The organism is Martelella sp. FLE1502 (assembly GCF_053484255.1).
In genome coordinates this window covers 1-21,867 of record NZ_JBAKFQ010000029.1, presented here as the reverse complement: position 1 = coordinate 21,867, position 21,867 = coordinate 1, and the positions used below count along the sequence as shown (strand labels likewise).

The following is a 21,867-nucleotide window of genomic DNA, read 5'->3' as shown; positions in this document are numbered from 1 at the left end:
CGTGGTCAGCGAAAACCGTCTTCGCCGGGATTGTGCAGGCGGGCGCCGCGCTCGGTGATCTTTTCGGGCGTCTCGTCGACCGGCACGTTGGGGGCGGCGGTCGGATCGGCGATCCGGCGGGCCGGGTTATGGGCCCAGCGCACTGCATTGGCGATCACGCGCTGGACATTGGCGTCGTGATAGGTCGGATAGGTCTCGTGGCCGGGGCGGAAGTAGAACACATTGCCCGCGCCGCGCTTGTAGGTAAGGCCGGAGCGGAACACCTCGCCGCCCTGGAACCAGCTCACGAACACGGTCTCCAGCGGTTCCGGCACGCCAAAGGGTTCGCCATACATCTCCTCGTTCTCAAGCTCGAACATCGGGCCGACGCCTTCGGCGATCGGGTGGTTTGCCGAGGTCACCCACAGCCGCTCGCGCTCGCCGGCTTCGCGCCAGGTGAGATTGCAGGCCGTGCCCATCAGCCGCTTGAACGGTTTGGAAAAATGCGCTGAATGCAGGAAGATCATGCCCATCCCGCTCCAGACCGCCTCGCAGACACGCTCGGCAACCGCGTCGGACACCTCGCCATGGGCGGCATGGCCCCACCACAGCAGAACATCGGTTTCGGCGAGCCGCTCGGCCGTCAGGCCGTGCTCGGGGTCCTGGAGAACGGCGGTGTCCGCCTTTATGCCGTCATTGCGGTTGAGGCTTTCGGCGATGGCGGCATGCATGCCGCGGGGATAGAGTTCGGCCACGGTCTCGTTGGTCTGTTCGTGGACGTTTTCGCCCCAAACAAGGGTTCTGATGGTCATGTCTGATATCCATTTTTTCCGGATTGGCGCGGTGCGGGACGCGTTGCGGTCGGGCTTAGCCTTCTTCGCCGAAACGGTCGGCGACGAGCGCCTCTATGGCATCGAGCGCCGCTTCCGCCTCGGCGCCCGCGGCTGAAACAACAATAGTGCTGTTGATGCCGGCGGCAAGCATCATCAGTCCCATGATCGACGTGCCGCCCACGCGCATGCCGTCCTTGGCGACGGCGACGGAGGCATCGAATTTCTCGACGGTCTGGACGAATTTCGCCGAAGCGCGCGCATGCAGCCCCCTTTTGTTGAGAATGGTGAGGCGGCGTGTAACGGTTTCCATATGGCCTGCTAGTTCCCGCTCAGCACACGGCTTGCAACATTGATATAGCGCCGGCCGGCATCCTCCGCCTCGGCAAGCGCCTTTGCCATGTCGTTTTCCTGCCGCACGGCCACAAGCTTGATCAGCATCGGCAGGTTGACGCCGGCGATCACCTCGGTGGTGCCGCTGTTCATGACGGAAATCGCGAGGTTGGAGGGGGTTCCGCCGAACATGTCGGTCAGGATGATGACGCCGTTGCCGGCATCGACCTTGCCGACGGCGGCAACGATATCGTCGCGGCGGCGGTCCATGTCGTCTTCCGGGCCGATCGAAATCGTCTCGATGGCATCCTGGGGCCCAACAACATGTTCGACCGCCAGACGGAATTCCTCCGCAAGGCCGCCATGGGTCACAAGAACCAATCCGATCATTCACCAAGCTCCTTCTCGGGGCGATAACGTTCGCATCTTGTCGAAGCGGGCGCGAAGTGCAAGCCAAAACGGCGAAATCACACATGAAAACAGTCGCGCTCGAAGAGGTGCGATCAGTATTCCGCCAGCCGCGGGCGCGCGGCAAGGCCCTGCTCGAGGCCGGGACAAAGTGCCGCAAGCGCCGAAAACGGATCGGGCGAGGGCCACAAGAGGCGGGCGAGCGGCAGCGTCAGACCGGCAACAAGGTCGAGCCGCTCCCCGGTCGCCGGCAGCCGCTCGGCCGTGGCCGGATCGACGGGCAGAAGCGCGAAATCGAGCACCGCCGCCGGCAGATGCTCGATCGGCACAAGGCCGGTCCCGCGGATTTCGATCAGGCCGGCGGTCGCCGGCGGCGCGGTCGCCACCGCCCTGCCGTTCAACGCCGAGACCAGGACCTGGTCATCGGCGACGAGGCTCGCGTAGAGGCCGTGCAGCCGTCCCGCCCGGATCAGCGAAAGCGCCAGCGCGCTTTTGCCCGCGCCGGACGGGCCGGTGATCAGGATGCCGGTCGCGCCGAGCACGATTGCGGTTGCATGCAGATTGACCGCGCCGGTCATGACGCCTTGCCGGTGGCCGCCGGGAGGGTGAGGGTGAAGCGCGCGCCCTTGACCTCGCCGGTTTCCGCATCGGCGACGTTTTCCGCCGTCAGCGTGCCGCCATGGGCCTCGGCGATCTGGCGCGAGATCGACAGGCCGAGACCGGAATTCTGGCCGAAGGCCTCGCCGTCGGGCCGGTCGGTGTAGAACCGCTCGAAGACGCGCTCCAGCGCGTCGGGCCGGATGCCGGGGCCGTTATCGGTGACGGTGACGATGATCTGTGCCCTTGTGCGGGTCAGCGCCACGTCGACGCGGCCGGTCTTTTCCGGGACGAAGGAGCGGGCGTTTTCGATCAGGTTGGTGACGATCTGGCCGATGCGCAGATCATGGCCATAGGTCTCGAACGCGCCCTTGCCGTGATTGCCGGGATGGGCGGTGAAGCCGATCGTCACCTGCTTGTGGCGCTTGCTGGTTTCGCGCGAGATCTTCACCAGGTCGGTGAGCAGGGTTTCGACATCGAAGCGCTTGGCGTCCTCGCGCGCAAGCTCGGCGTCGAGCCTGGAGGCGTCCGAGATATCGCTGATCAGCCGGTCGAGACGGCGCACATCGTGCTGGATGATCTCGGTCAGCCGGGCCTTGGATTCCTCGGTCTTCGCCAGCGGCAGGGTTTCGACCGCGCTGCGCAGCGATGTCAGCGGGTTCTTCAGCTCATGGGCGACATCGGCCGCGAAACTGTCGATCGCGTCGATCCGGTCGTAAAGCGCCGTGGTCATCTCGCGCAGCGTCGTCGAGAGGTGGCCGATCTCGTCCTGGCGGGCGGAGAAATCCGGGATTTCCTCGCGCTCGCGCGGGCCGCCGCGGCGCACCCTCACGGCGGCTTCCGACAGCCGGCGCAGCGGGCTTGCGATCGTCGAGGACAGCATGAAGGAGAGGATCATCGTCACCAGCGCGGTGACCCCGAAGACGCGGATGATGGCGATCCGCTCGGCATGGACGATCTCGTCGATATCGCCGGCCTGGGTGGAGAGCAGCAGCACGCCGAGCACCGCGCGGAAACGCTGGATCGGCACGGCCACCGAGACGATCAGCTTGCCCTTGTCGGTGACCCGCACCACGGCGGAACGCTGGGCATCGAGCGCCTTGATGACCTCCGGATAGATCGAGCCGTCGCCGCCCGGCGCCTCCTCGTAGCGCGGCAGGTTGCCGGGCTGCAGGAACCGGTTCATGAGATTGCCAAGCTTATCGCCGATGCTTTCGGTGTCATCCTGGCTGGCGGCGGGCAGGTCGTAGCGCAGCACCTGGCCGCGCGAATAGAGATAGCGCGAGTCGAGGATCAGATTGGCGTCGGGATCGAAGATCCGCGCCCGCGTCCTTGTCGGCGAAATCAGCCGTCTGAGGATCGGCGCCACTTTTTCGGGGTTGAGCGGAAAGCGCAGATCCTCGTCGCTGGCGGTCGGCCGGGCGCTTTCGCCGGCCTGCAGTTCCAGCAGCTTCTGCGGGTCGATTGTCATCGTGTCGGTCTCGACCGAGGCCGAGGAGGCGATCGCGCCGGCGATGATTTCGCCCTGGGTCAGCAGGCTTTCGACGCGCGCGTCGATCAGGCCCTCGCGGAACTGGTTGAGGTAGAGAATGCCGCCGACCAGGAAAAACAGCGCCAGAAGGTTGAAGAACAGGATGCGCCAGTTGAGGCTCGAAAACACGGTCGAGGCCAGCACCCAGCGCATGACGGCGAAGGGCTTTCGCCAGCGCCGGGCCGGCTTGGCTGTTTTCTTGGCTGTGTCCGTCACGCTACGTCCTGGCTACCCGGCGCGGCCGCTCTCGGTGGCGCGCCGGTCGTCGTCTTGAAAATCAGGCCGCCTCGCGGAAGCGATAGCCGACGCCGTAGAGCGTCTCTATCATATCGAAGTCGTTATCGACCATCTTGAACTTCTTGCGCAGGCGCTTGATGTGGCTGTCGATGGTGCGGTCGTCGACATAGACCTGATCGTCATAGGCGGCATCCATCAGCGCATCGCGGCTCTTGACCACGCCCGGGCGCTGGGCGAGCGATTGCAGGATCAGGAACTCGGTGACGGTCAGCGTTACCGGGCCGCCCTTCCAGGTGCAGGTGTGGCGCTCGCGGTCCATCACCAGCGGCCCGCGCTCCAGCGGACGGTTGGCCTCGCCGTCCGTCGGCTTGACGCCGTTGGCGGCGGCCTCGCGGGCGGCGACCCGGCGCAGAACTGCGCGTACGCGCTCCACCAGCAGGCGCTGCGAGAACGGCTTGGTGATGAAATCGTCGGCGCCCATCTTCAGGCCGAACAGCTCGTCGATCTCTTCATCCTTGGAGGTTAGAAAGATCACCGGCATGTCGGATTTCTGGCGCAGGCGGCGCAGCAGTTCCATCCCGTCCATGCGCGGCATCTTGATGTCGAAGATCGCAAGCTGCGGGGGGTTGGCCTGAAGCCCGGTCAGCGCGGTCGCGCCATCGGTATAGGTGTCGACGCGGTACCCCTCCGATTCGAGCGCGATCGACACCGAGGTCAAAATGTTGCGGTCGTCATCGACCAGAGCGATCGTCTGCATGGGAACTCCCTGTCAGCATCTGTTTTTTGGAAGGGCCGCCGCAAAGCGGACCAACTCCCTGTTTCTAGCATTTCTTGGAAAAAAACTGGAACAAATTGTGGCAAGGCCGCCCGCTCGGCGCTGACGCCGCGTTTTAAATCGAGCCGCGGCCCAACTCGGATGAGCAGTTAAGATCATGAGAAAGCAGGATAAATTTCATAACACTGTCATGCATGGATTTTCTTTAATCGATTAAATGACTGATTTCATTAGATTTTGCGACATCCCCGGTTGTCGGATGCGAATTAATTTAATATGTTTTTAAAAAATTGAATTTCTCTTGAAAGGCGAGAACATGGCGGAGCATGGAATCTACAATCGCGGCTTTCCGGTCGAGAGCGCGGGTCTGAAAGACCTGAAATCGGTCTACTACAACCTCCTTCCGGCCGAACTCTGCGAGGAATCGATCCGTCGTGGAGAAGCGGTTTTGACGGCCGGCGGCGCCCTGCGCGCGCTCACCGGCCAGCACACCGGCCGCTCGGCCAAGGACAAGTTCGTCGTCTGCGATGACGCCACGCGCGACCAGATCTGGTGGGACAACAACAAGCCGATGTCGCCGGAGCATTTCGCGCTGCTGAAGGCCGACATGCTGGCCCATGCGGCGGGCAAGGACCTGTTCGTCCAGGACCTGATCGGCGGCGCGGACGAGGCCAACCGCCTGCCGACGCGGGTGATCACCGAATATGCCTGGCACGCCCAGTTCATCCGCAACCTGCTGATCCGCCCGGATCGCGATCAGGTCGAGGATTTCGAGGCGAAGCTGACGATCATCAACCTGCCGTCGTTTTCGGCCGATCCGAAACGCTATGGCTGCCGCACCGAAACCGTGATCGCCTGCGATCTCGTCAATGGTCTGGTGCTGATCGGCGGCACATCCTATGCCGGCGAGATGAAGAAGTCGGTGTTCACCGTGCTCAACTATCTGCTGCCGGAACGCGGCGTGATGCCGATGCACTGCTCGGCCAATGTCGGCCCGGACGGCGATGCCGCCGTGTTCTTCGGCCTGTCGGGCACCGGCAAGACCACGCTTTCGGCCGATCCGGCGCGCACGCTGGTCGGCGATGACGAGCATGGCTGGGGCAAGGATGGCCTGTTCAATTTTGAGGGCGGCTGCTACGCAAAGACCATCCGGCTTTCGGCCGAGGCCGAGCCGGAGATTTACGCCACCACCCAGCGTTTCGGCACGGTGCTGGAAAATGTCGTGCTCGATGCCGACCGCCAGCCCGACTTCGATGATGGCTCGCTGACGGAGAACACCCGCTGCGCCTATCCGCTGGATTTCATTCCCAACGCCTCGCGCACCGGTCTCGCGCCGCATCCCAAGACCGTCATCATGCTGACGGCGGATGCCTTCGGCGTGCTGCCGCCGATCGCGAAGCTCACGCCCGAACAGGCCATGTACCACTTCCTGTCGGGCTACACGGCCAAGGTCGCGGGCACCGAAAAGGGCGTGACCGAGCCGGAAGCGACGTTTTCGACCTGTTTCGGCGCTCCGTTCATGCCGCGTCACCCGACCGAATACGGCAATCTCCTGAAGGCGTTGATTGCCAAGCACGGCGTGCAGTGCTGGCTGGTCAACACCGGCTGGACCGGCGGCGCCTATGGCACCGGCAGCCGCATGCCGATCCGCCAGACCCGCGCCATGCTGGCCGAAGCGCTGTCGGGCCGTCTGACTGAAGCCGAATTCCGCACCGATGACAATTTCGGCTTCGAAGTGCCGGTCGCGGTGCCGGGCGTCGATGCCGCGATCCTCAACCCGCGCGGCACCTGGTCGAACCCGACCGCCTACGACGCGCAGGCCAAGAAGCTGGTCGACATGTTCGTCGCCAACTTCGCCAAGTTCGAGGACCATGTGGATGCCGGCGTCAAGGCGGCTTCCCCGGGCGTGCTGGCCGCGGCCTGAGAAACAGGCGAGACCTTAAAGAGGGAGGATACCCGGGCGACTGAGGTCGTCCGGGTATTCGGGCTGCCGACGAAGCCATGGATGCGCAGGTTGACCGCTTCACTGGCGTTTCCTCTCAGGGGTCATGCTCGGACTTGATCCGAGCACCCAGGCGACTTAAGCCATTGAACTTCATTGGACTTATTGCGAACCCTTGCCGGGGTGCCTGGACCCTCGGGTCAAGCCCGAGGGTGACGCCGAGTTTAAGGACAGGTTTGTCAACACACTGGATACATGGACATTGAGGTCGCTCGGGTATTTTTGTTTTTCGTGATCACCAGCTACCAGGACAATTCGACATGCGGCCGTCCATCCGATGTCTTTGCCGGCGAGCGGCCGGTTTCGTCGATGGTGCAGTTGATCCGGCGGCGAAAGGCCGAAAAGCTGTCGAAGGTGACCACATCGATGGCCTCGTCGAACTTCATCGTCAGCCGGTAGTAACCGGGCCGGTTCTGCAGCGCCTGTACGGAGATCACCTCGGCGGTGAAGGGATGGCCGAGATAGGTGCCGCTAACGCGCGCGCCGAGCATCGATGGATTGAGCGGCGGCCGGTTGCCGACCCTGGCGTGGAGCGTGTTCCAGTCGCGAAAGCCGTATTGCGCGGCAACCAGTTCCAGCGCGCGGGAATGGCTGATGGTCTGGCCTTCCTGGGCCAGCCGGGAACGCAGGCGTTTGGCCTGATCCTTGAGCGTCTCAAGGGCGGGGAGCGGTGTGTGAGGCATTGCGAAGTCTTTCCTTCGCATTCGCTTTTATGGTGTTCCAGTGCCCGCATTGCCTGAAACGCGAATGCGCAAGGTTTGAAAAACTCGCTCATCGGTTCAACGGGCACTTCACCATGGGCTTCAACAAACCCGCGGGCGGCCGGCGACCCTTGCCGTTCCTGCTCGGTACGCCGGTTTTTTCTCTGCGTCAAGCAAGGCGCGCGGCCTTGAAGGGCAGGGTGGGGCGTGAGATAACGCCAGCCATGGCCTCAAGCGATCTCATCATCAACGACCGGATCACCATTTTCGGCTGGGAGCTGACCGAGCAGTTCGTGCTTGCCGGCGGGCCCGGCGGGCAGAATGTCAACAAGGTCGCGACTGGCGTTCAGCTGTTCTTTCCGCTCATGGCCTCGCCCTCGCTCTCCGACACGGTCAAGCGCAATGCCGCGCGCATTGCAGGCCGCAAGGTTTCCAAGGAGGGCGTGCTGATGATCGAGGCCAACCGGTTTCGCTCTCAGGAGCGCAACCGCGAGGATGCCCGCGAGCGACTGAAGGAGCTGATCCTCGCCGCCGCCGCCCCGCCGCCCCCCAGACGCCGCAAGACCCGGCCCACCAAGGGCTCGATCGAACGCCGGCTGAAGGCAAAGACCGGGCGCGGCGCCATCAAGAAGATGCGCGGCAAGCCCACGTCGGATGAGTAACCGCCATGAACGACCTGCCCGAAGGCTTCCGCTATCTGCCGGATTATCTCGACCGCGCCGCCCAGGAGGCGCTGGTCAGCGAAATCCGCGCCGTGGTCGCGGACGCCCCGCTCTATGTGCCGACCATGCCGCGCACCGGCAAGCCGATGTCGGTGAGGATGACCAATTGCGGCGCGCTCGGCTGGGTCACCGACAAGCAGCGCGGCTACCGCTATCAGGCAACCCATCCGGTGACCGGCAGGCCGTGGCCGCCCATGCCGGCAAGCCTACTGAACCTCTGGGACACGCTTGCCGATTACGAGCGCCCGCCCGAGGCCTGCCTCGTCAATTTCTATGACGAGAGCGCCAAGATGGGCCTGCATCAGGACAGCGACGAGGCCGATTTCAACGCGCCCGTGCTCTCGGTCTCGCTCGGCGATACCTGCCTGTTCCGCGTCGGCGGAACCGAGCGGGGCGGCAAGACGGTGTCGCTGAAGCTCAAGAGCGGCGATATCGTCCTGCTTGCCGGCAAAAGCCGCCTCGCCTTCCACGGCGTCACCCGCACCTATCCCGGCACCTCGACGCTTCTGAAGAATGGCGGCCGGATCAACCTGACGCTGCGCCGGGTCACGGCGTAGCCGCCGCATTCACAAAAAAAGCCGGCGGGCATGACCCGCCGGCGCGCCTTGGGAGGCTGTGTTCAGACCGCGCTTGTGGGACTTAACCCTCGCCGGTTCTGGATCAGCGCGGCGATCACCACCGGCGACATTACCGCAAGGCCGATCGCCAGCAGTTCGAGGTCGCCGATGCCTGCGATCGCCTCGCCCGGCAGCGCGATCAGGATCGCGCCGATCAGCAGCGGCAGCCTGAGGACCCAGGCATAGGGGCTGTCGCGGAACACCGGACCGATGCCCATGATATAGCCCTGGATGCCGCCCGCGAACATCCACACCCCGAACAGGGCAAGCATCAGCGAGACCACGATATTGCCCCAGCTTCCATGGCCGATCAGCGCCGGATCGAACACGAAGAAGAACGGGATGAAATAGACGATGCTGCCGATCTTCATCGCCTCGAAGCCGGTGCGCATCGGCGGCGTGTTGGCGACCGATGCGGCGGCGAACGCGCCGAGCGCCACCGGCGGCGTGATGAAGGACAGCATGCCCCAGTAGAAGATGAACAGGTGCGAGGCCAGCGGATCGAGCCCGACCTGGATCAGCGCCGGAGCCAGCATCACCGCGAGGAAGATGTAGCACGCCGTCGCCGTCATGCCGGTGCCGAGAACGAGGCTCGTCAGCGCGCCCATGATCAGGAGCAGCAGGGGGCTGTCGCCGGCAATCGACAACAGGTCGTTGACGAGCGTGCCGGCAAGGCCGGTCATCGAAAGCCCGCCGACGATCATGCCGACGGCGGCAAGGGTTGCGGCGAGCGTGGCGAACAGCCGGCCAAGCGAATCGATGAAATGCAGCAGTTCCTTTTTGCCCCAGCGATCGGTCTTCGAGACGATCTGGTTGATCACCAGCAGCGCGGCGGTGGCATAGAAGGGCGCATATTGCTCGTTCTGCATCACCAGCAGCATGAAGGTCAAAAGCCCGAAGGCGAAGACATGGTGCCAGCCTTCCTTGAGAGTCTGTTTCAGCTTCGGCAGTTCGGCGACCGGAATGCCCTTCAGCCCGTCACGCGCGGCGCGCGCATCGATCTGGATGAACAGGCCCATGAAATAGAGGAAGGCGGGGATCGCGGCAGACACCGCGATCGTGGCGTAGGGCACCTGCAGGAAATCCGCCATGACGAAGGCGGCGGCCCCCATGACGGGCGGCATAAGCACGCCGCCCGTCGAGGCGCAGGTCTCGATCCCGGCCGCCATCGTGCCCTTCATGCCGACCCTGCGCATGGCCGGAATGGTCATGACGCCGGTGGTCAGCACATTGGTGACGACGCTGCCCGAAAGCGAGCCCATAAGCCCGCTCGAAAGGATCGCGACCTTGGCCGGTCCGCCGCGGACATGCCCGAGAAGCGCAAAGGCAAGGTTGATGAAGAACCGGCCCGCGCCGGTATGTTCCAGAGCCGCACCAAAGACGACGAAGCCGAACACCAGATTGGCGAACGCCTTCAGCGGAATACCGAGCATGCTTTCAAGGCTCATCGCGTGATAGGCGGCGACATAGGAAAACGGCGAGGAGAACGCAGAGATCGGCCCCGGCATCCTGTCGGCAAACAGCGGATAGGCCGAAAAGAACAGCACGATCAGACCGAGGATCAGCCCGCCCGCGCGCCGGCCGGCGTCGAGCATGAGCACCCACAGGATCGCGCTGAAGATCACCGCCGTTTGAGGCGGCGACATTTCCCAGCCGAGCAACACGATGTCATAGGAATGAATGACGAAATAGGCGAGCGTGCCGACGGTGATCGCGGCAAGCGCCCAGTCGATGATGCCCGGACCCTTGGCGGTGTTGCCGCCGAAGCCGGGGATCAGCAGAAACACCATCGGGATGGCGAGCGCCAGCACCAGATAGAAATACTGGTTTTCGAGGATCGTGAAACCGAAATGCGATCCGAGATTGAACGTCTGGTTGGTGCCGAGCACGAGGAGGATCAGGGTGAAGACCCTGACCGCCCATCGCGCCGGACCGGGGAGATGGCGAGTCGGTGTCGACTCGCCGTCATGATAGATCTTTTCCGGTTCGGACATTCTTATTCTCTTACCTGAAATAAGCCGGGAAGCCCGCTGCTTCCAGCGCATCGGCGCGCACCTGCATCCACTTCTCGGCAAAACCGTCGCCGCTTTCGCCTTCCATGGTCGCCCAGGCATCCTGCAGCACCTTGCCGCGGGCGACGAGGTCGTCATTGTGCTTCTGGATCTCGTCCGTCCAGACGCCGGCTTCCTTGTAGTATTCGATGGCGCCGGCATTATAGGGCACGACCCAGTCGAACACCTGCCGGTCCGCGGCCCAGCCGGACGTGCCCGACTGCATCTTGGAATAGACCGGAGCCTGAAGGTCGATCGCCTTGGTGACGTTGTAGACCAGGTCTTCAGGTGCTGTGTAGGTGATCAGCGCCGGATAGGGCACGCCCGCGCATTCCAGCGGATGGTCCTCGTCGATATGGACGCCGACGGTGGCCTTGCGCTGGGTGAAGTGCGGGTTGACGGCCTGCAGCCGCTCCCAGCCTTCCTTGTCGGAGAAGGGCAGCGGCAGCCATTTCAGGCCCTGCGGCGAGGCGGCGGCCTGTTCCAGCACGCCGCTGCCGGAGGTCACCGCCGTCATCGCGTCAATCTGGCCGCTGGTAAACGCCTGCCAGGCGCCGCCATAGCTCGGCTGATCGACAAGTTGGACATCATCGACGGTGAGGCCGCCAAAGGCCAGAAATGCCCGGACATTGGACTGAAGCGAGGGCGAGCTGACCACCCAGCCGATCTTCTTGCCCTTCAGGTCCTGGATCGAGTTGATGTCGCCATTTTCGGCAACGCCCATAGCAACGCCATTGTCGGCGCCCGCCAGATCGACGGCCGTCAGTTTCTGCGGTCCGAGTTCGGGCGCGGCATAGCTCAGCACGCCCTCGAAAGCGTAGAAGGCATCGCTGCCGGCGAGCGCGAACGGCACCCGGCCCTCGCGCGCCGGCGCGATGCGTGAAAGGTCGGTGGAAGCCGGCAGTACGCGCAGCGAAATGCCATAGGCATCCTCCAGCGCCTTGCCGACCGCGATCGACTGGTTATAGCCAAGACTGCCGGTGTCGAAGCTGGTCCACACCAGCGTTTTTGGCAGGGTAACGGTGTCATCGGCGGCGGCCGCGCCTCCCGCCACCAGGCAGAGTGCACCGAGCGCCATGCGCGCAAATAATCTCATTGGTCTTTCCTCCTCGTCGTTTTGGCTGACTCCTTGGCATGGCCAGCGCAATCGCGGCCTTTCTGCCGTCCCGCGCCGAAATTAGGATGACTTGTGTTTCGGGGATATTTCAATCCAGATGCGTTTCGCTAGACGAAATAGAGGCCGCGTTATGTGCCGGAGACGGTGATAACGTGGCTGCAGCAAAAAAGCGGCCCGGAAGCCGCTGATAGTTGCAGTCTTGAGGTTAAGAACGCAGACGCCTGTTGCGAGAGGCTTCGGCATAAAGCTCCCCATCATATCTGCATCAGCTCCGATCACTTTGATGCAAGCCACGCCTCCTCGCCGTCGTGGAAGGCGGCGAGGGCTTCGGGGCGGTCGTCGCCCAGCAGGTCCTGGTTGACTGTGATGCCGCGGCTGCCCTGGAGATAGGACAGGAAGCAGTAGCTCGGGCGATAGCTCTCGAGCTTGTCCCAGTCGATCGGTAGCGCCTCGCGCGGATTGAGCGCGCTCATCACGTCGCGCTCGAACAGCACTTCGAAACTCATGATCTTCCAGCGTCCGTCCTCGCGCACGCAACGCGAGAAGAAGCGGCAGAAGACGTGGAAATCGACCGCGATGTCTTCCAGCTTCGCGCGGTTGAAGATCATCGCCGGGCTTTCCACGGTCGCCCGGTCGCCGTTGATGCGGGCGAAGGCCGGAAACACCCAATGCTTGCCGCCGCGCACCCTTTTCATGAACGCGCGAGTGGAATCGACATAGGCCGCCCCGCCCTTACCGTCATACCAGCTGGTGCGCACATAGGCGTCGTCGTGAAAGCATTCGCGCATCACGTCGAAGCGCCCCTGGTCGCGGGCAAAACGCTCCCGCCGCACAAGGTCGAAAAGCTCCTCGCGCTCCAGCATCTCCAGCAGGCGCTGTTCGGTTTCGGGTTGCATGGTGTCCTCCCTAGTGATCACGGTCAGGCCGTAAAGCCGACAAGCGCCTTGGTTTCCAGATATTCCTCGAAGCCGGCAAGGCCGAATTCGCGACCATTGCCGGACTGCTTGTAGCCGCCGAAAGGCAGCGACCGGTCGAAGGGCGCGCCATTATAGTAGACGCGGCCGGCGCGAATGCGATTGGCGATCTTGCGCGCGCGCTCGGGGTCGGGCGACTGCACGAAGCCGGCAAGGCCGAAGGGCGTGTCGTTGGCGATCGCGACCGCCTCGTCCTCGCTGTCATAGAACATCATCGACAACACCGGGCCAAAGATCTCCTCGCGTGCAATCCGCATGTCCGGCGTTACATCGGCGAATACGGTCGGCCGCACGAAATAGCCGGCATTGGCGGAGGCCGGGCGACCGGGCCCGCCGGCGACCAGCGTCGCGCCCTCGTCAATGCCTGCGGCGATCAGCGCCTGCACCTTGTCGAACTGGGACTGGCTCACCAGCGGGCCCATCGTGGTCTTCGGGTCCATCGGATCGCCGAGCACGATCGTGTCGATCGCGCCGCGGGCGGCCGCGATCGCCTCCTCGCGGTGGCCGCGCGGCACCAGCATGCGGGTCGGCGACTGGCAGTTCTGGCCGGCATTGGTGTTGCAGGCGTGGACGCCGGCGGCGACGGCCTTCGCCATGTCGGCATCCGGCAGGATGATGTTGGCGGACTTGCCGCCAAGCTCCTGCGTCACGCGCTTGATTGTGTCGGCGGCAAGTTTTGCCACGCGAACGCCCGCGCCGGCCGAACCGGTGATCGAGACCATGTCGACCTCCGGATGGCTCGCGATCGCCTCGCCGACGATCGGGCCGTCGCCCTGGACGAGGTTGAACACGCCGGCGGGGAGGCCCGCGGCATCGATGACTTCGGCAAGCGCCTTCGCGCTCAGCGGCGCGATCTCGCTCGGCTTCAGCACCATGGTGCAGCCGGTGGCGAGCGCCGGAGCGATCTTCGAGGCCATCTGGTTCAGCGGCCAGTTCCACGGCGTGATCATGCCGCAGAGCCCGATTGGCTCGCGCCGGATGATGCCGGTCGGCTCGGGTCGTTCGAATTCATAGGTCTCCAGAACCCGGATCGCCTCCTCGAAGTGAAACAGCGCCACCGTTGCCTGCCGTTCGGTGGAAAAGGTGATCGGCACGCCCATTTCCATCGTCATCAGCCGGGCGAGTTCCGGCAGCCGCGCCCGGAAACCGTCGACGATGCGGCGAAGCGCCGCCAGCCGTTCCGCGCGGGTGGTCGTGGACCAGGCGTCGAAGGCGCGTCGCGCGGCGGTGACGGCGCGATCGACATCGGCGGCGGAGCCGAGCGCGACCCGGCCGATCTGGCGCTCGTCGGCCGGGTTGATGATCGCGATCTCGCGCGCGCCGTCAGGCTTCACCCAGGTCCCGTCGATATAGAATTCCAGCGCGTCCATGATCCCTCCCTCAATCGGCTGCAGCGACTTTAGCCGCAATCGCCCGGGCCGCAATCGGGGCGCTGCCGCATTTCGTCTGCCGAAACGAGGGGCGCGCGCTTTTGCCTGGCGTCGCGCGGCTATCTAGAACATCATCTCACAAAAGGAGGACCGCATGCGGCGCTATTTCGAGGATTTCGAGGTCGGCGAGACCTGGACCAGCAAGACCGTTACCCTGTCGGAGGCCGATATCATCCGCTTTGCCGGCGAATATGATCCGCAGCCGATGCATACCGACCCGGAAGCCGCGGCCAAGGGCCGGTTCGGTTCGCTGATCGCCAGCGGCTGGCAGCTTGCGGCGCTCTCCATGCGTCTGTTCGTGGAGGAGGGCGGCTATGGCGAAACGCCGATGGTCGGCCTCGGCATCGATGAGTTGCGCTGGCGCAGGCCGGTGAAGCCCGGCGATCAGCTGACCGTCGCCCGCGAGGTGGTGGAAACCACAAGGCACGAAAAACGACCTGAATACGGCCGCATCCGCACCAAAGTGACTATGACCAATCAGGATGGCGAGACGGTGATGACCTACACGTCTCTGGGTCAGGTGCCCGCGCGCAATGCCGGGTAGGCCTTCGGCTGGCGAAACGCGATGGCGGCAGGGGATGCGCCGTAGCGCCTGTGAACAAAGCAACAACAAGGGGGATGCATGGTGGGCGAGATCAGCCGCAGGGATTTTTTTGTAACGACGCGCGACGGGGTGAAGATCGCGATCCGGGAGGTCGTGGATGCCACGGCGCCCGATCGGGCCGTGCCGATGATCCTGATGCACGGCACCCGCATACCCGGCCTGTCGGAATATGATCTCGACGTGCCGAACGGCTCGCTTGCCGAAGACCTCGCCAGAAGAGGGCATCGTTGCTACATCGTCGATGGTCGCGGCTTCGGCCGGTCCGAACGCCCGCCCGAAATGGAGGCGCCGCCGGCAAAGACCAGGCCGCTTTACCGCACGCTGGAGCTGACGCGCGATCTCGACGCCGCCGTCGACCATCTGCGCACCGCGAGCGGGCAGGACAGGGTCGGCATGTTCGGCTGGGGCGTCGGCGGCACCTGCGTTATGGCTTACGCGGCGCTTTTTCCGGAAAAGGTCAGCCATCTCGTGCTCTACGTGATGATGTATGGCGCGGCCGGCAACCACCCGAAATTCTGCCATGGTTCGCAATGGGAGGATCCGGCGCGGCCCGGCCATTTCAACCGGCCGCATTTCGGCAATTACACTTTCAATGCGGTCGACATGCTGACCCGCGAATGGGACCGGCAGATCCCGATCGCGGACAAGACCGCCTGGCGCGATCCGGCAATCGTCAAGGCCTTCGAGCAGGCGCTGATCGACGGTGATCCAACCGCGAAGGACCGCGATCCGCCGACCTATCGCAGCCCCAACGGCATGCTGGAAGACCTGTTCCTGATGGGCATCGGCCACAAGCTCGTCGATGCCAGCCAGGTCTATGCGCGCGTCATGATCGTGCGTCCGGAATTCGACACGCTGAGCCGGAAGGATGATATGGATGCGCTGGCGGCGGACCTGATCAACGCAGAGGAAGTGTTGTACTGGCAGCCGGAAAACACAACGCATTACATCCTGTTCGACCGACCGGAACGCGGGCGGGATGCGATGCTGGGCGAAATGGAGGCCTTTCTGAAGCGATAACACGTTTCGCCTGCCGAAACGCGCGGCCCGCGCGGTATGATTGCGGAACGGGGCTTGGTAGGCAGCAGGAGGAGAAGGGTGTGAAATGGCATCGGGGATGGAGGCCAGCACCCTGAACGGAGGAGGACTATCATGAACAAGAGAATTTTCGGCACGATCGTGCTTGGCATTTCCGCAATGACGGCAAGCGGCGCTTACGCGGCAAACTGCCCGGATGGCTTTCCGGAAAAGCCGATCCAGATGCTGGTGGGCTATGGCGCCGGCGGCGGCACGGATGCGATCGCGCGGGCGATCGCGGCAGAAATCGAGGAAAGCCAGGGCTGGACGGTCGTTGTCGACAACAAGCCGGGCGCCGGCGGCGGGGTGATGTCGGCAATGCTGATGAATATGAAGCCCGACGGCTATGCGATCGGCGTCGGCGCGACCGGCACGGTGGCGCTGAACCCCTACGAGAATGACGACACGCCCTACACCTATGAAAGCTTCGACTATCTGGGCACGGCAATGCAGATCAATTACGGCCTCGTCGCCCTGGTGGACCGGCCCTACCAGAACCTCGAGGAATTCATCGCCTATGCCAAGGAAAACAATGGCGCGACCATTGCCGTTGGCGGCAAGAGCCAGGAAATCCTCGTCGACCAGATGGCCAAGCATTACGATGTCAACCTGATCGCGGTGCCGAGCAAGGGCGCTGCCGACGCGCTGCAATCGACCCTCGGCGGCCATGTGGACGCGACCACGCAGGGCACCCAGCATGTGCAGCAGATCAAGGCCGGCGCGATGAACCAGCTCGCCTCGCTTACCGATGCGCGCGTGCCCTATGCGCCGGATTCGCCGTCGCTGGTGGAGGTCGGGCTCGATGCGACGATCGAGGGTCAGACCATCTTCATGATTCCCAAGGGCGTCGATCCGGCGATCCGGACCTGCCTGGAGGAAGCGCTCGACGAGGCGGTCGATTCCGAAAGCTATGGCGAGTTGATGACGAGGCTTGAAAACGAGCCGCTCAACCTCGGGCCGGAGGCAACCACCGAGCGGATCGCCAAGAACGCTCAGTTCTACAAGACCTATCTCGGCAAGTGACGCGGGAAAGGTCCGGCAGCATGCAGTTTGAACGTCTGATCGGGGGAGCCGCCATCATCTTCGGCGGTTTCCTTCTCTTCTACCTGATCCCCGATCAGGTGACCGCCAGCGCCGGGCCGATTGACCCGTCGCTGTTTCCAAGGATCGCGGCCTGGCTGTTCATCCTGCTCGGCGCGGTGCAACTCGTCATGAAGCCGCGCGAGGCGGCCGAGTTCGACGGCTACGAGTTCGCCCGTCTGGCGGGGCTTACTATCGCCGTGCTCGCGGCAGCGCTTGCCATGCCGCGGATCGGGTTTCTGCCATCGGCGGTGGCGCTGATGGCGGTGATCTGCGCCTTCATGTTCGAGCGGCGCTATGCCTGGCTTGCGGCAACCATCGCCGCCGTGCCGGTCGGCACCTGGTTCGTCTTTGTCATCGTCATGGGCCGCCCGCTGCCCGCAATCCCGTTCTGAGAGCGCTCTGATGCCTGATTTTGCAACCATTATCGGCGGGCTGACGGACGCGCTCACGCTCACCAATATTCTCTATATCATCCTCGGCGTCGCCGTCGGCCAGATCGTCGGCGCCATTCCCGGCATGACGCTGCTGATGGCGCTCGCGATCGCCATCCCGCTCACCTATACGCTCGACACGCTGACGGCGCTGGCCTTCCTGATTTCCGTCAACAAGGGCGGCACGGTCGGCGGCGCGATCCCGGCGATCCTGATCAACACGCCCGGCACGCCGGAATCGGCAGCGACCGCGCTGGACGGGCACCCGATGGCCAAGAAGGGCCGGCCGATGAAGGCGATGAAATACTCGCTTTATTACTCGGTCTTCGGCGATATTTCGAGCGACATCGTGCTGATCACCATCTCCGCGCCTCTGGCGCTGGTGGCCCTCAGGATGGGGCCGATCGAGATCACCGCGCTGATGATCCTCGCCTTCACGGTGATCACCGGTCTTGTCGGCAATTCCATGGTGAAGGGGCTGATGGCGGCGGCGCTCGGCTTCCTGTTCGCCTCCGTCGGCATCGATCCGGGGCTGGGTACCCCGCGCTTCACCTTCGGCTCGCTCGATCTTTATGACGGCCTGCCGCTGACAGCGATGTCGATCGGGCTTCTGGCCGTCTCCGAGATTTTCCGCCAGATCGCGGCCACCACGCGGGCGACAAGCACGGCCTCGCCGATCCGGGTGCGTTCCGACGATCCGGAGGACAGGGGCGTTACCCTGACCGAGTTGCTCGCCAACAAATATGTCGCGATCCGCGCTTTCGTGATCGGGACCGTGATCGGCGCGATCCCGGGGCTCGGCTCGGCGACCGCAGGATTTCTATCCTATTCGGTCACCAAGCAGGCTGCGAAGGATCCGGAAAGTTTCGGCAAGGGCGATCCGCGCGGCATCGCGGCGTCGGAAGCCGCCAATTCGGCGGTGGTCGGCGCCAATCTGATCCCGCTTCTGACGCTCGGCATTCCCGGCAATATCGCCGCCGCCCTTCTGGTCAGCGCCTTCATCATTCACGGCGTCCAGCCGGGTCCGCTCCTGTTTGAGGAGCAGGGAAGGCTGATCTACGGTCTGTTCGGGGCGATGCTGATCGCCAATTTCTGCAATCTCGGCGTCGGCCAGGTCGGCATGCGGATCTGGTCGATGGCGATCGCCGCGCCCAATTCGGTGGTCTATCCGGCAGCGCTGCTGCTCTGCATCACCGGGGCCTATGTCACCGCCGGCTCGATGTTCGGCGTCTACATCATGCTCGCCTTTGGGGTGCTCGGCTATTTCATGCAGCGTTTCGGCTTTTCGGTGGTCGCCTTCATCATCGGCTATGTGCTGACGCCGGAACTGGAATCGAAGATGGTGCAGTCGATCCTGATCAGCCGCGGCGATCCGATGGTGGTGTTCCAGCATCCGATTGCGCTGGTCCTGCTGGCGCTCTCGGTGGTTTCGATCGTCTATCTGGGGCCGAGGAAGAGGAAAAAGAAACCGGAACCCGAGCCGATCGAGGACTGACCGGCTGTCGCGCGGACGCGCTCGGAGTTTTCTAAGCGCGTTCGTCAGTTTGTAAACAAACCTGCCCTTAAACTCGGAGTCATCCTCGTGCTTGACACGAGGATCCAGGCAACGCGGCAGGGGTTCGCTATAAGTTCACTGAAATTCAATGACTTAAGTCGCCTGGATGCTCGGATCAAGTCCGAGCATGACCCCTGTGGGGTACGCCAGCGAAGGTGTTGACCTGCGCATCCAAGGGTTTGTCAGCAGTCTGAGGATCGCGCTCAGAGTTTCCTCAGCGCGACCGTTTCCACCAGATGATCGCGGCCCTTGCGCAGGATCAGGTCGGCGCGCGGGCGGGTCGGCAGGATGTTTTCGATCAGGTTCTTCATGTTGATGTTGTTCCAGAGGTCCTCCGCCGTCGACAGCGCGTCCTCCTCGGTCAGCCGCGCATAGCGATGGAAATAGGAGGCCGGGTCGCGGAAGGCGGTCTGGCGCAGCTTCATGAAGCGCTCGACATACCAGTGATGGATCAGGTCGGTGCTGGCGTCGATATAGATCGAGAAGTCGAAGAAATCCGAGACCATCGGCACCATGCGCCCGCCGGCCGGCAGATCGCGGGCCTGCAGCACGTTGATGCCCTCGAAGATCAGGATATCGGGACGATCGACGGTGACGAAGCCGTCGGGCAACACGTCATAGCTCAGATGCGAATAAAGCGGCGCCTTTACATTCGGCATGCCGGCCTTGATCGCCGAAAGGAAGCGCAGGATCGCGGCGGTGTCGAAGCTTTCGGGAAAGCCCTTGCGCCGCATCAGTCCTTCCATCTCCAGAACCGCATTGGGGTAGAGAAAGCCGTCGGTGGTGACGAGATCGACCTTGGGGCTGGACGGCCAGCGGGCGAGAAGCTGCTTCAACAGGCGTGCCGTGGTCGACTTGCCGACCGCGACCGGGCCGGCGATGCCGATGATGAAGGGTGTTTTCGCGTCCGCCTCGCCGAAATTGAGGAACTGGCCGCGCTGGCGGAACAGCATCTGCGAGGATTCCACGTGGCTCGACAGCAGCCGCGACAGCGACAGGTAGATGCGCCGCACCTCTTCCAGATCGATCGGGTCGTTCAGCGAGCGAAGCTTGTGAACTTCCTCGGCCGTCAGCGTCAGCGGCGTATCGGCGCGGAAATGCGACCATTCCTCGGCGGTAAAGAAGCGATAGGGCGAGACCGTGCCGCCGGAACCGTCCCCCTCCGCGACCAGCGTTTCCTCGAAACCGGCGATCATGAGGACGTGCGTCCCGCCTTCTCGGCGATGCCCGACTGGCCGGTGCGGCTTGCAAGTTCGGCCATGACGTCGGAGAGCGGAATGTCGGCGATCTTCAAAACCACGAGAAGATGGAACAGCACATCGGCGCTTTCCCCGACAAGGTTCTCGCGGTCTTCGGCGATCGCCGCGATCACCGCTTCGACGGCCTCCTCGCCGAGCTTCTTGGCGGCCTTGCGCTGGCCGCCGGCAACGAGTTTGGCGGTCCAGCTTTCCTCGGGCGAAGCCGCGGCGCGGGTTCTGACAATTGCCTCCAGATCGGCAAGCGTGAATTCAGACATGTCCTCTCCTTTGCCGTCAGTCGAGCCTGACGGCAATCCCGCTGTCAGCCATATACTGTTTGGCCTCGCCTATGGAATAGGTGCCGAAGTGAAAAATTGACGCAGCCAGAACGGCGGTGGCGTGTCCATCGCGAATGCCTTCCACCAGATGATCGAGCGTGCCGACGCCGCCCGACGCGATCACCGGCACGGAGACTGCATCGGCAAGCGTACGGGTCAGTTCGATGTCGTAGCCTGCCTTGGTGCCGTCGCGATCCATCGAGGTCAGCATGATTTCGCCCGCGCCGAGAGCAACGACCTTGCGGGCGAATTTCACCGCGTCGATGCCGGTCGGCTGGCGGCCGCCATGGGTGAAGATTTCCCAGGCGCTGTCGCCTTCGCCGGCCGGCGTTTCCCGGCGCTTGGCATCGATCGACACCACGATGCATTGATTGCCGAACTTGTCGGCGGCTTCGGCCACGAATTCCGGGTTCTTCACCGCCGCCGAGTTGATCGACACCTTGTCCGCGCCGCAAAGCAGCAGCTTGCGGATATCGGCGACGGTCCGCACCCCGCCGCCGACGGTCAGCGGCATGAAGCAGTGCTCGGCGGTGCGGGTCACCACATCGAAGATGGTCTCGCGATTGTCGGAGGTGGCGGTGATATCAAGAAAGCAGAGCTCGTCCGCGCCCGCCGCATCATACGCTTGCGCCGCCTCCACCGGATCACCGGCATCGATAAGATCGACAAAGTTGACCCCCTTGACGACCCGACCGTCCTTGACGTCGAGACAGGGTATGACGCGGGCTTTGAGGGTCATCGCCGGTACCTTTACAAGTGTAAGCGCCTGAGGCTTGCTGGCAGTTCAGAATTGAGAATGGTTTGTAGGACGTTGAAACGGAAAGGGCAATAAATTGCGGTTCAGCGATTACATTGTTTATGTCGATGAAAGCGGCGATCACAATCTCAGCGTCATTTCACCGCATTATCCGGTTTTCGTGCTGGCTTTCTGCGTTTTTGAGAAGGCCTCCTATATCGAAGCCACCGTGCCGGCGTTTCAGCGGCTCAAGTTCAAATGGTTTGGCCATGATGCCGTGGTATTTCACGAGCGCGAGATGCGGCAGCAGAAACCGCCTTTCGCCTTCCTTCAGAATCGAGATCGTAGAGACGACTTCATGACTGATCTGAATGAACCGCACCGGGTTTGCCGGAGGCTCCTACTCTTGAGTAAGATGGAGCATCATGAGCAAAACAACGAACAAATATTCCCCTGAAGTCCGTGAGCGGGCGGTGCGGATGGTTCTCGACAATGCCGGTC

Annotated in this window: 23 protein-coding genes; 9 read left to right on the top strand and 14 right to left on the bottom strand. The window is 63.4% G+C overall.

What is annotated here, in order from left to right; translation table 11 throughout:
- Positions 1–5: 5 nt before the first annotated feature.
- The 6 genes from V6767_RS19245 to V6767_RS19220 all read right to left on the bottom strand — a co-directional run bounded on the left by V6767_RS19245 (position 6) and on the right by V6767_RS19220 (position 4,672).
- On the bottom strand, positions 6–791 hold the full coding sequence (locus V6767_RS19245; protein ID WP_448474934.1) for a ThuA domain-containing protein: 786 nt from the start codon (positions 789–791) through the stop codon (positions 6–8).
- A 55-nt stretch (positions 792–846) separates the two neighbouring features.
- The gene (locus tag V6767_RS19240; protein ID WP_230721536.1) at positions 847–1,122 is read right to left on the bottom strand and encodes an HPr family phosphocarrier protein; all 276 of its coding nucleotides are present in this window, start codon (positions 1,120–1,122) and stop codon (positions 847–849) included.
- A gap of 8 nt (positions 1,123–1,130) precedes the next feature.
- Positions 1,131–1,532 carry a PTS sugar transporter subunit IIA gene (locus tag V6767_RS19235; RefSeq protein ID WP_230721537.1) on the bottom strand — a complete coding sequence of 134 codons (402 nt, stop codon included), beginning with the start codon at positions 1,530–1,532 and terminating at the stop codon, positions 1,131–1,133.
- Positions 1,533–1,645: 113 nt separating this feature from the next.
- Complete coding sequence (locus V6767_RS19230) at positions 1,646–2,128, bottom strand: HPr kinase/phosphorylase (protein WP_448474933.1); 483 nt, start codon at positions 2,126–2,128, stop codon at positions 1,646–1,648.
- Complete coding sequence (locus tag V6767_RS19225) at positions 2,125–3,831, bottom strand: stimulus-sensing domain-containing protein (RefSeq protein WP_448474967.1); 1,707 nt, start codon at positions 3,829–3,831, stop codon at positions 2,125–2,127. The genes V6767_RS19230 and V6767_RS19225 overlap by 4 nt, the downstream gene beginning before the upstream one ends.
- A 124-nt stretch (positions 3,832–3,955) precedes the next feature.
- Positions 3,956–4,672: a response regulator transcription factor gene (locus tag V6767_RS19220; RefSeq protein ID WP_448430193.1), complete on the bottom strand. Its 717-nt coding sequence runs from the start codon at positions 4,670–4,672 to the stop codon at positions 3,956–3,958.
- 334 nt (positions 4,673–5,006) lie between these two features.
- Between V6767_RS19220 and V6767_RS19215 the strand changes: the two genes are divergently transcribed.
- On the top strand, positions 5,007–6,614 hold the full coding sequence (locus V6767_RS19215) for a phosphoenolpyruvate carboxykinase (RefSeq protein WP_448474932.1): 1,608 nt from the start codon (positions 5,007–5,009) through the stop codon (positions 6,612–6,614).
- Between the two features lie 320 nt (positions 6,615–6,934).
- Here the strand turns inward: V6767_RS19215 and V6767_RS19210 are convergent, their stop codons facing one another.
- The gene (locus V6767_RS19210) at positions 6,935–7,375 is read right to left on the bottom strand and encodes a glyoxalase superfamily protein (protein ID WP_448474931.1); all 441 of its coding nucleotides are present in this window, start codon (positions 7,373–7,375) and stop codon (positions 6,935–6,937) included.
- Positions 7,376–7,617: 242 nt separating this feature from the next.
- On the opposite strand from V6767_RS19210, the gene arfB reads away from it, so the two are divergent.
- Positions 7,618–8,055, top strand: a complete 438-nt coding sequence (gene arfB, locus V6767_RS19205; protein WP_448474930.1) for an alternative ribosome rescue aminoacyl-tRNA hydrolase ArfB — start codon at positions 7,618–7,620, stop codon at positions 8,053–8,055.
- A gap of 5 nt (positions 8,056–8,060) precedes the next feature.
- Positions 8,061–8,672, top strand: coding sequence for an alpha-ketoglutarate-dependent dioxygenase AlkB family protein (locus tag V6767_RS19200; RefSeq protein WP_448474929.1), 612 nt, complete (start codon positions 8,061–8,063; stop codon positions 8,670–8,672).
- Between the two features lie 62 nt (positions 8,673–8,734).
- Here the strand turns inward: V6767_RS19200 and V6767_RS19195 are convergent, their stop codons facing one another.
- From V6767_RS19195 to V6767_RS19180, 4 genes are all read right to left on the bottom strand, one after another.
- Positions 8,735–10,726 (bottom strand): TRAP transporter permease, encoded by a 1,992-nt coding sequence (locus V6767_RS19195; RefSeq protein WP_448474928.1) that lies wholly within the window; start codon positions 10,724–10,726, stop codon positions 8,735–8,737.
- Positions 10,727–10,736: 10 nt separating this feature from the next.
- A complete protein-coding gene (locus V6767_RS19190) occupies positions 10,737–11,879 on the bottom strand; it encodes a TAXI family TRAP transporter solute-binding subunit (RefSeq protein WP_448474927.1) in 1,143 nt (380 codons plus the stop codon).
- A 296-nt stretch (positions 11,880–12,175) separates the two neighbouring features.
- On the bottom strand, positions 12,176–12,796 hold the full coding sequence (locus V6767_RS19185) for a nuclear transport factor 2 family protein (protein ID WP_448474926.1): 621 nt from the start codon (positions 12,794–12,796) through the stop codon (positions 12,176–12,178).
- Positions 12,797–12,819: 23 nt separating this feature from the next.
- Positions 12,820–14,244, bottom strand: a complete 1,425-nt coding sequence (locus V6767_RS19180; protein WP_448474925.1) for an aldehyde dehydrogenase family protein — start codon at positions 14,242–14,244, stop codon at positions 12,820–12,822.
- Between the two features lie 154 nt (positions 14,245–14,398).
- Between V6767_RS19180 and V6767_RS19175 the strand changes: the two genes are divergently transcribed.
- The 5 genes from V6767_RS19175 (at position 14,399) to V6767_RS19155 (ending at position 18,994) form a co-directional block, all read left to right on the top strand.
- On the top strand, positions 14,399–14,848 hold the full coding sequence (locus tag V6767_RS19175) for a MaoC family dehydratase (protein WP_448474924.1): 450 nt from the start codon (positions 14,399–14,401) through the stop codon (positions 14,846–14,848).
- Positions 14,849–14,926: 78 nt separating this feature from the next.
- Positions 14,927–15,928, top strand: coding sequence for an alpha/beta hydrolase (locus V6767_RS19170; protein WP_448474923.1), 1,002 nt, complete (start codon positions 14,927–14,929; stop codon positions 15,926–15,928).
- Positions 15,929–16,060: 132 nt separating this feature from the next.
- On the top strand, positions 16,061–17,008 hold the full coding sequence (locus tag V6767_RS19165; RefSeq protein ID WP_448474922.1) for a tripartite tricarboxylate transporter substrate binding protein: 948 nt from the start codon (positions 16,061–16,063) through the stop codon (positions 17,006–17,008).
- A 20-nt stretch (positions 17,009–17,028) separates the two neighbouring features.
- Positions 17,029–17,460, top strand: coding sequence for a tripartite tricarboxylate transporter TctB family protein (locus V6767_RS19160; RefSeq protein WP_448474921.1), 432 nt, complete (start codon positions 17,029–17,031; stop codon positions 17,458–17,460).
- A 10-nt stretch (positions 17,461–17,470) separates the two neighbouring features.
- Positions 17,471–18,994 (top strand): tripartite tricarboxylate transporter permease, encoded by a 1,524-nt coding sequence (locus V6767_RS19155; RefSeq protein WP_448474920.1) that lies wholly within the window; start codon positions 17,471–17,473, stop codon positions 18,992–18,994.
- 263 nt (positions 18,995–19,257) lie between these two features.
- On the opposite strand, the gene coaA is transcribed toward V6767_RS19155, so the two are convergent.
- From coaA to hisF, 3 genes are read right to left on the bottom strand one after another with little or no spacing between them, the layout of a single operon-like run.
- Positions 19,258–20,250, bottom strand: coding sequence for a type I pantothenate kinase (coaA, locus tag V6767_RS19150; protein WP_448474919.1), 993 nt, complete (start codon positions 20,248–20,250; stop codon positions 19,258–19,260).
- A complete protein-coding gene (locus V6767_RS19145; protein ID WP_448474918.1) occupies positions 20,247–20,570 on the bottom strand; it encodes a phosphoribosyl-ATP diphosphatase in 324 nt (107 codons plus the stop codon). Before V6767_RS19145 ends, coaA begins: the two co-directional genes overlap by 4 nt.
- Before the next feature lie 16 nt (positions 20,571–20,586).
- Positions 20,587–21,369, bottom strand: coding sequence for an imidazole glycerol phosphate synthase subunit HisF (gene hisF / locus V6767_RS19140; protein WP_448474917.1), 783 nt, complete (start codon positions 21,367–21,369; stop codon positions 20,587–20,589).
- A 94-nt stretch (positions 21,370–21,463) separates the two neighbouring features.
- Here hisF and V6767_RS19135 point away from each other — a divergent pair, with 94 nt between their 5' ends.
- Complete coding sequence (locus tag V6767_RS19135; protein WP_448474916.1) at positions 21,464–21,823, top strand: DUF3800 domain-containing protein; 360 nt, start codon at positions 21,464–21,466, stop codon at positions 21,821–21,823.
- Positions 21,824–21,867: the final 44 nt, after the last annotated feature.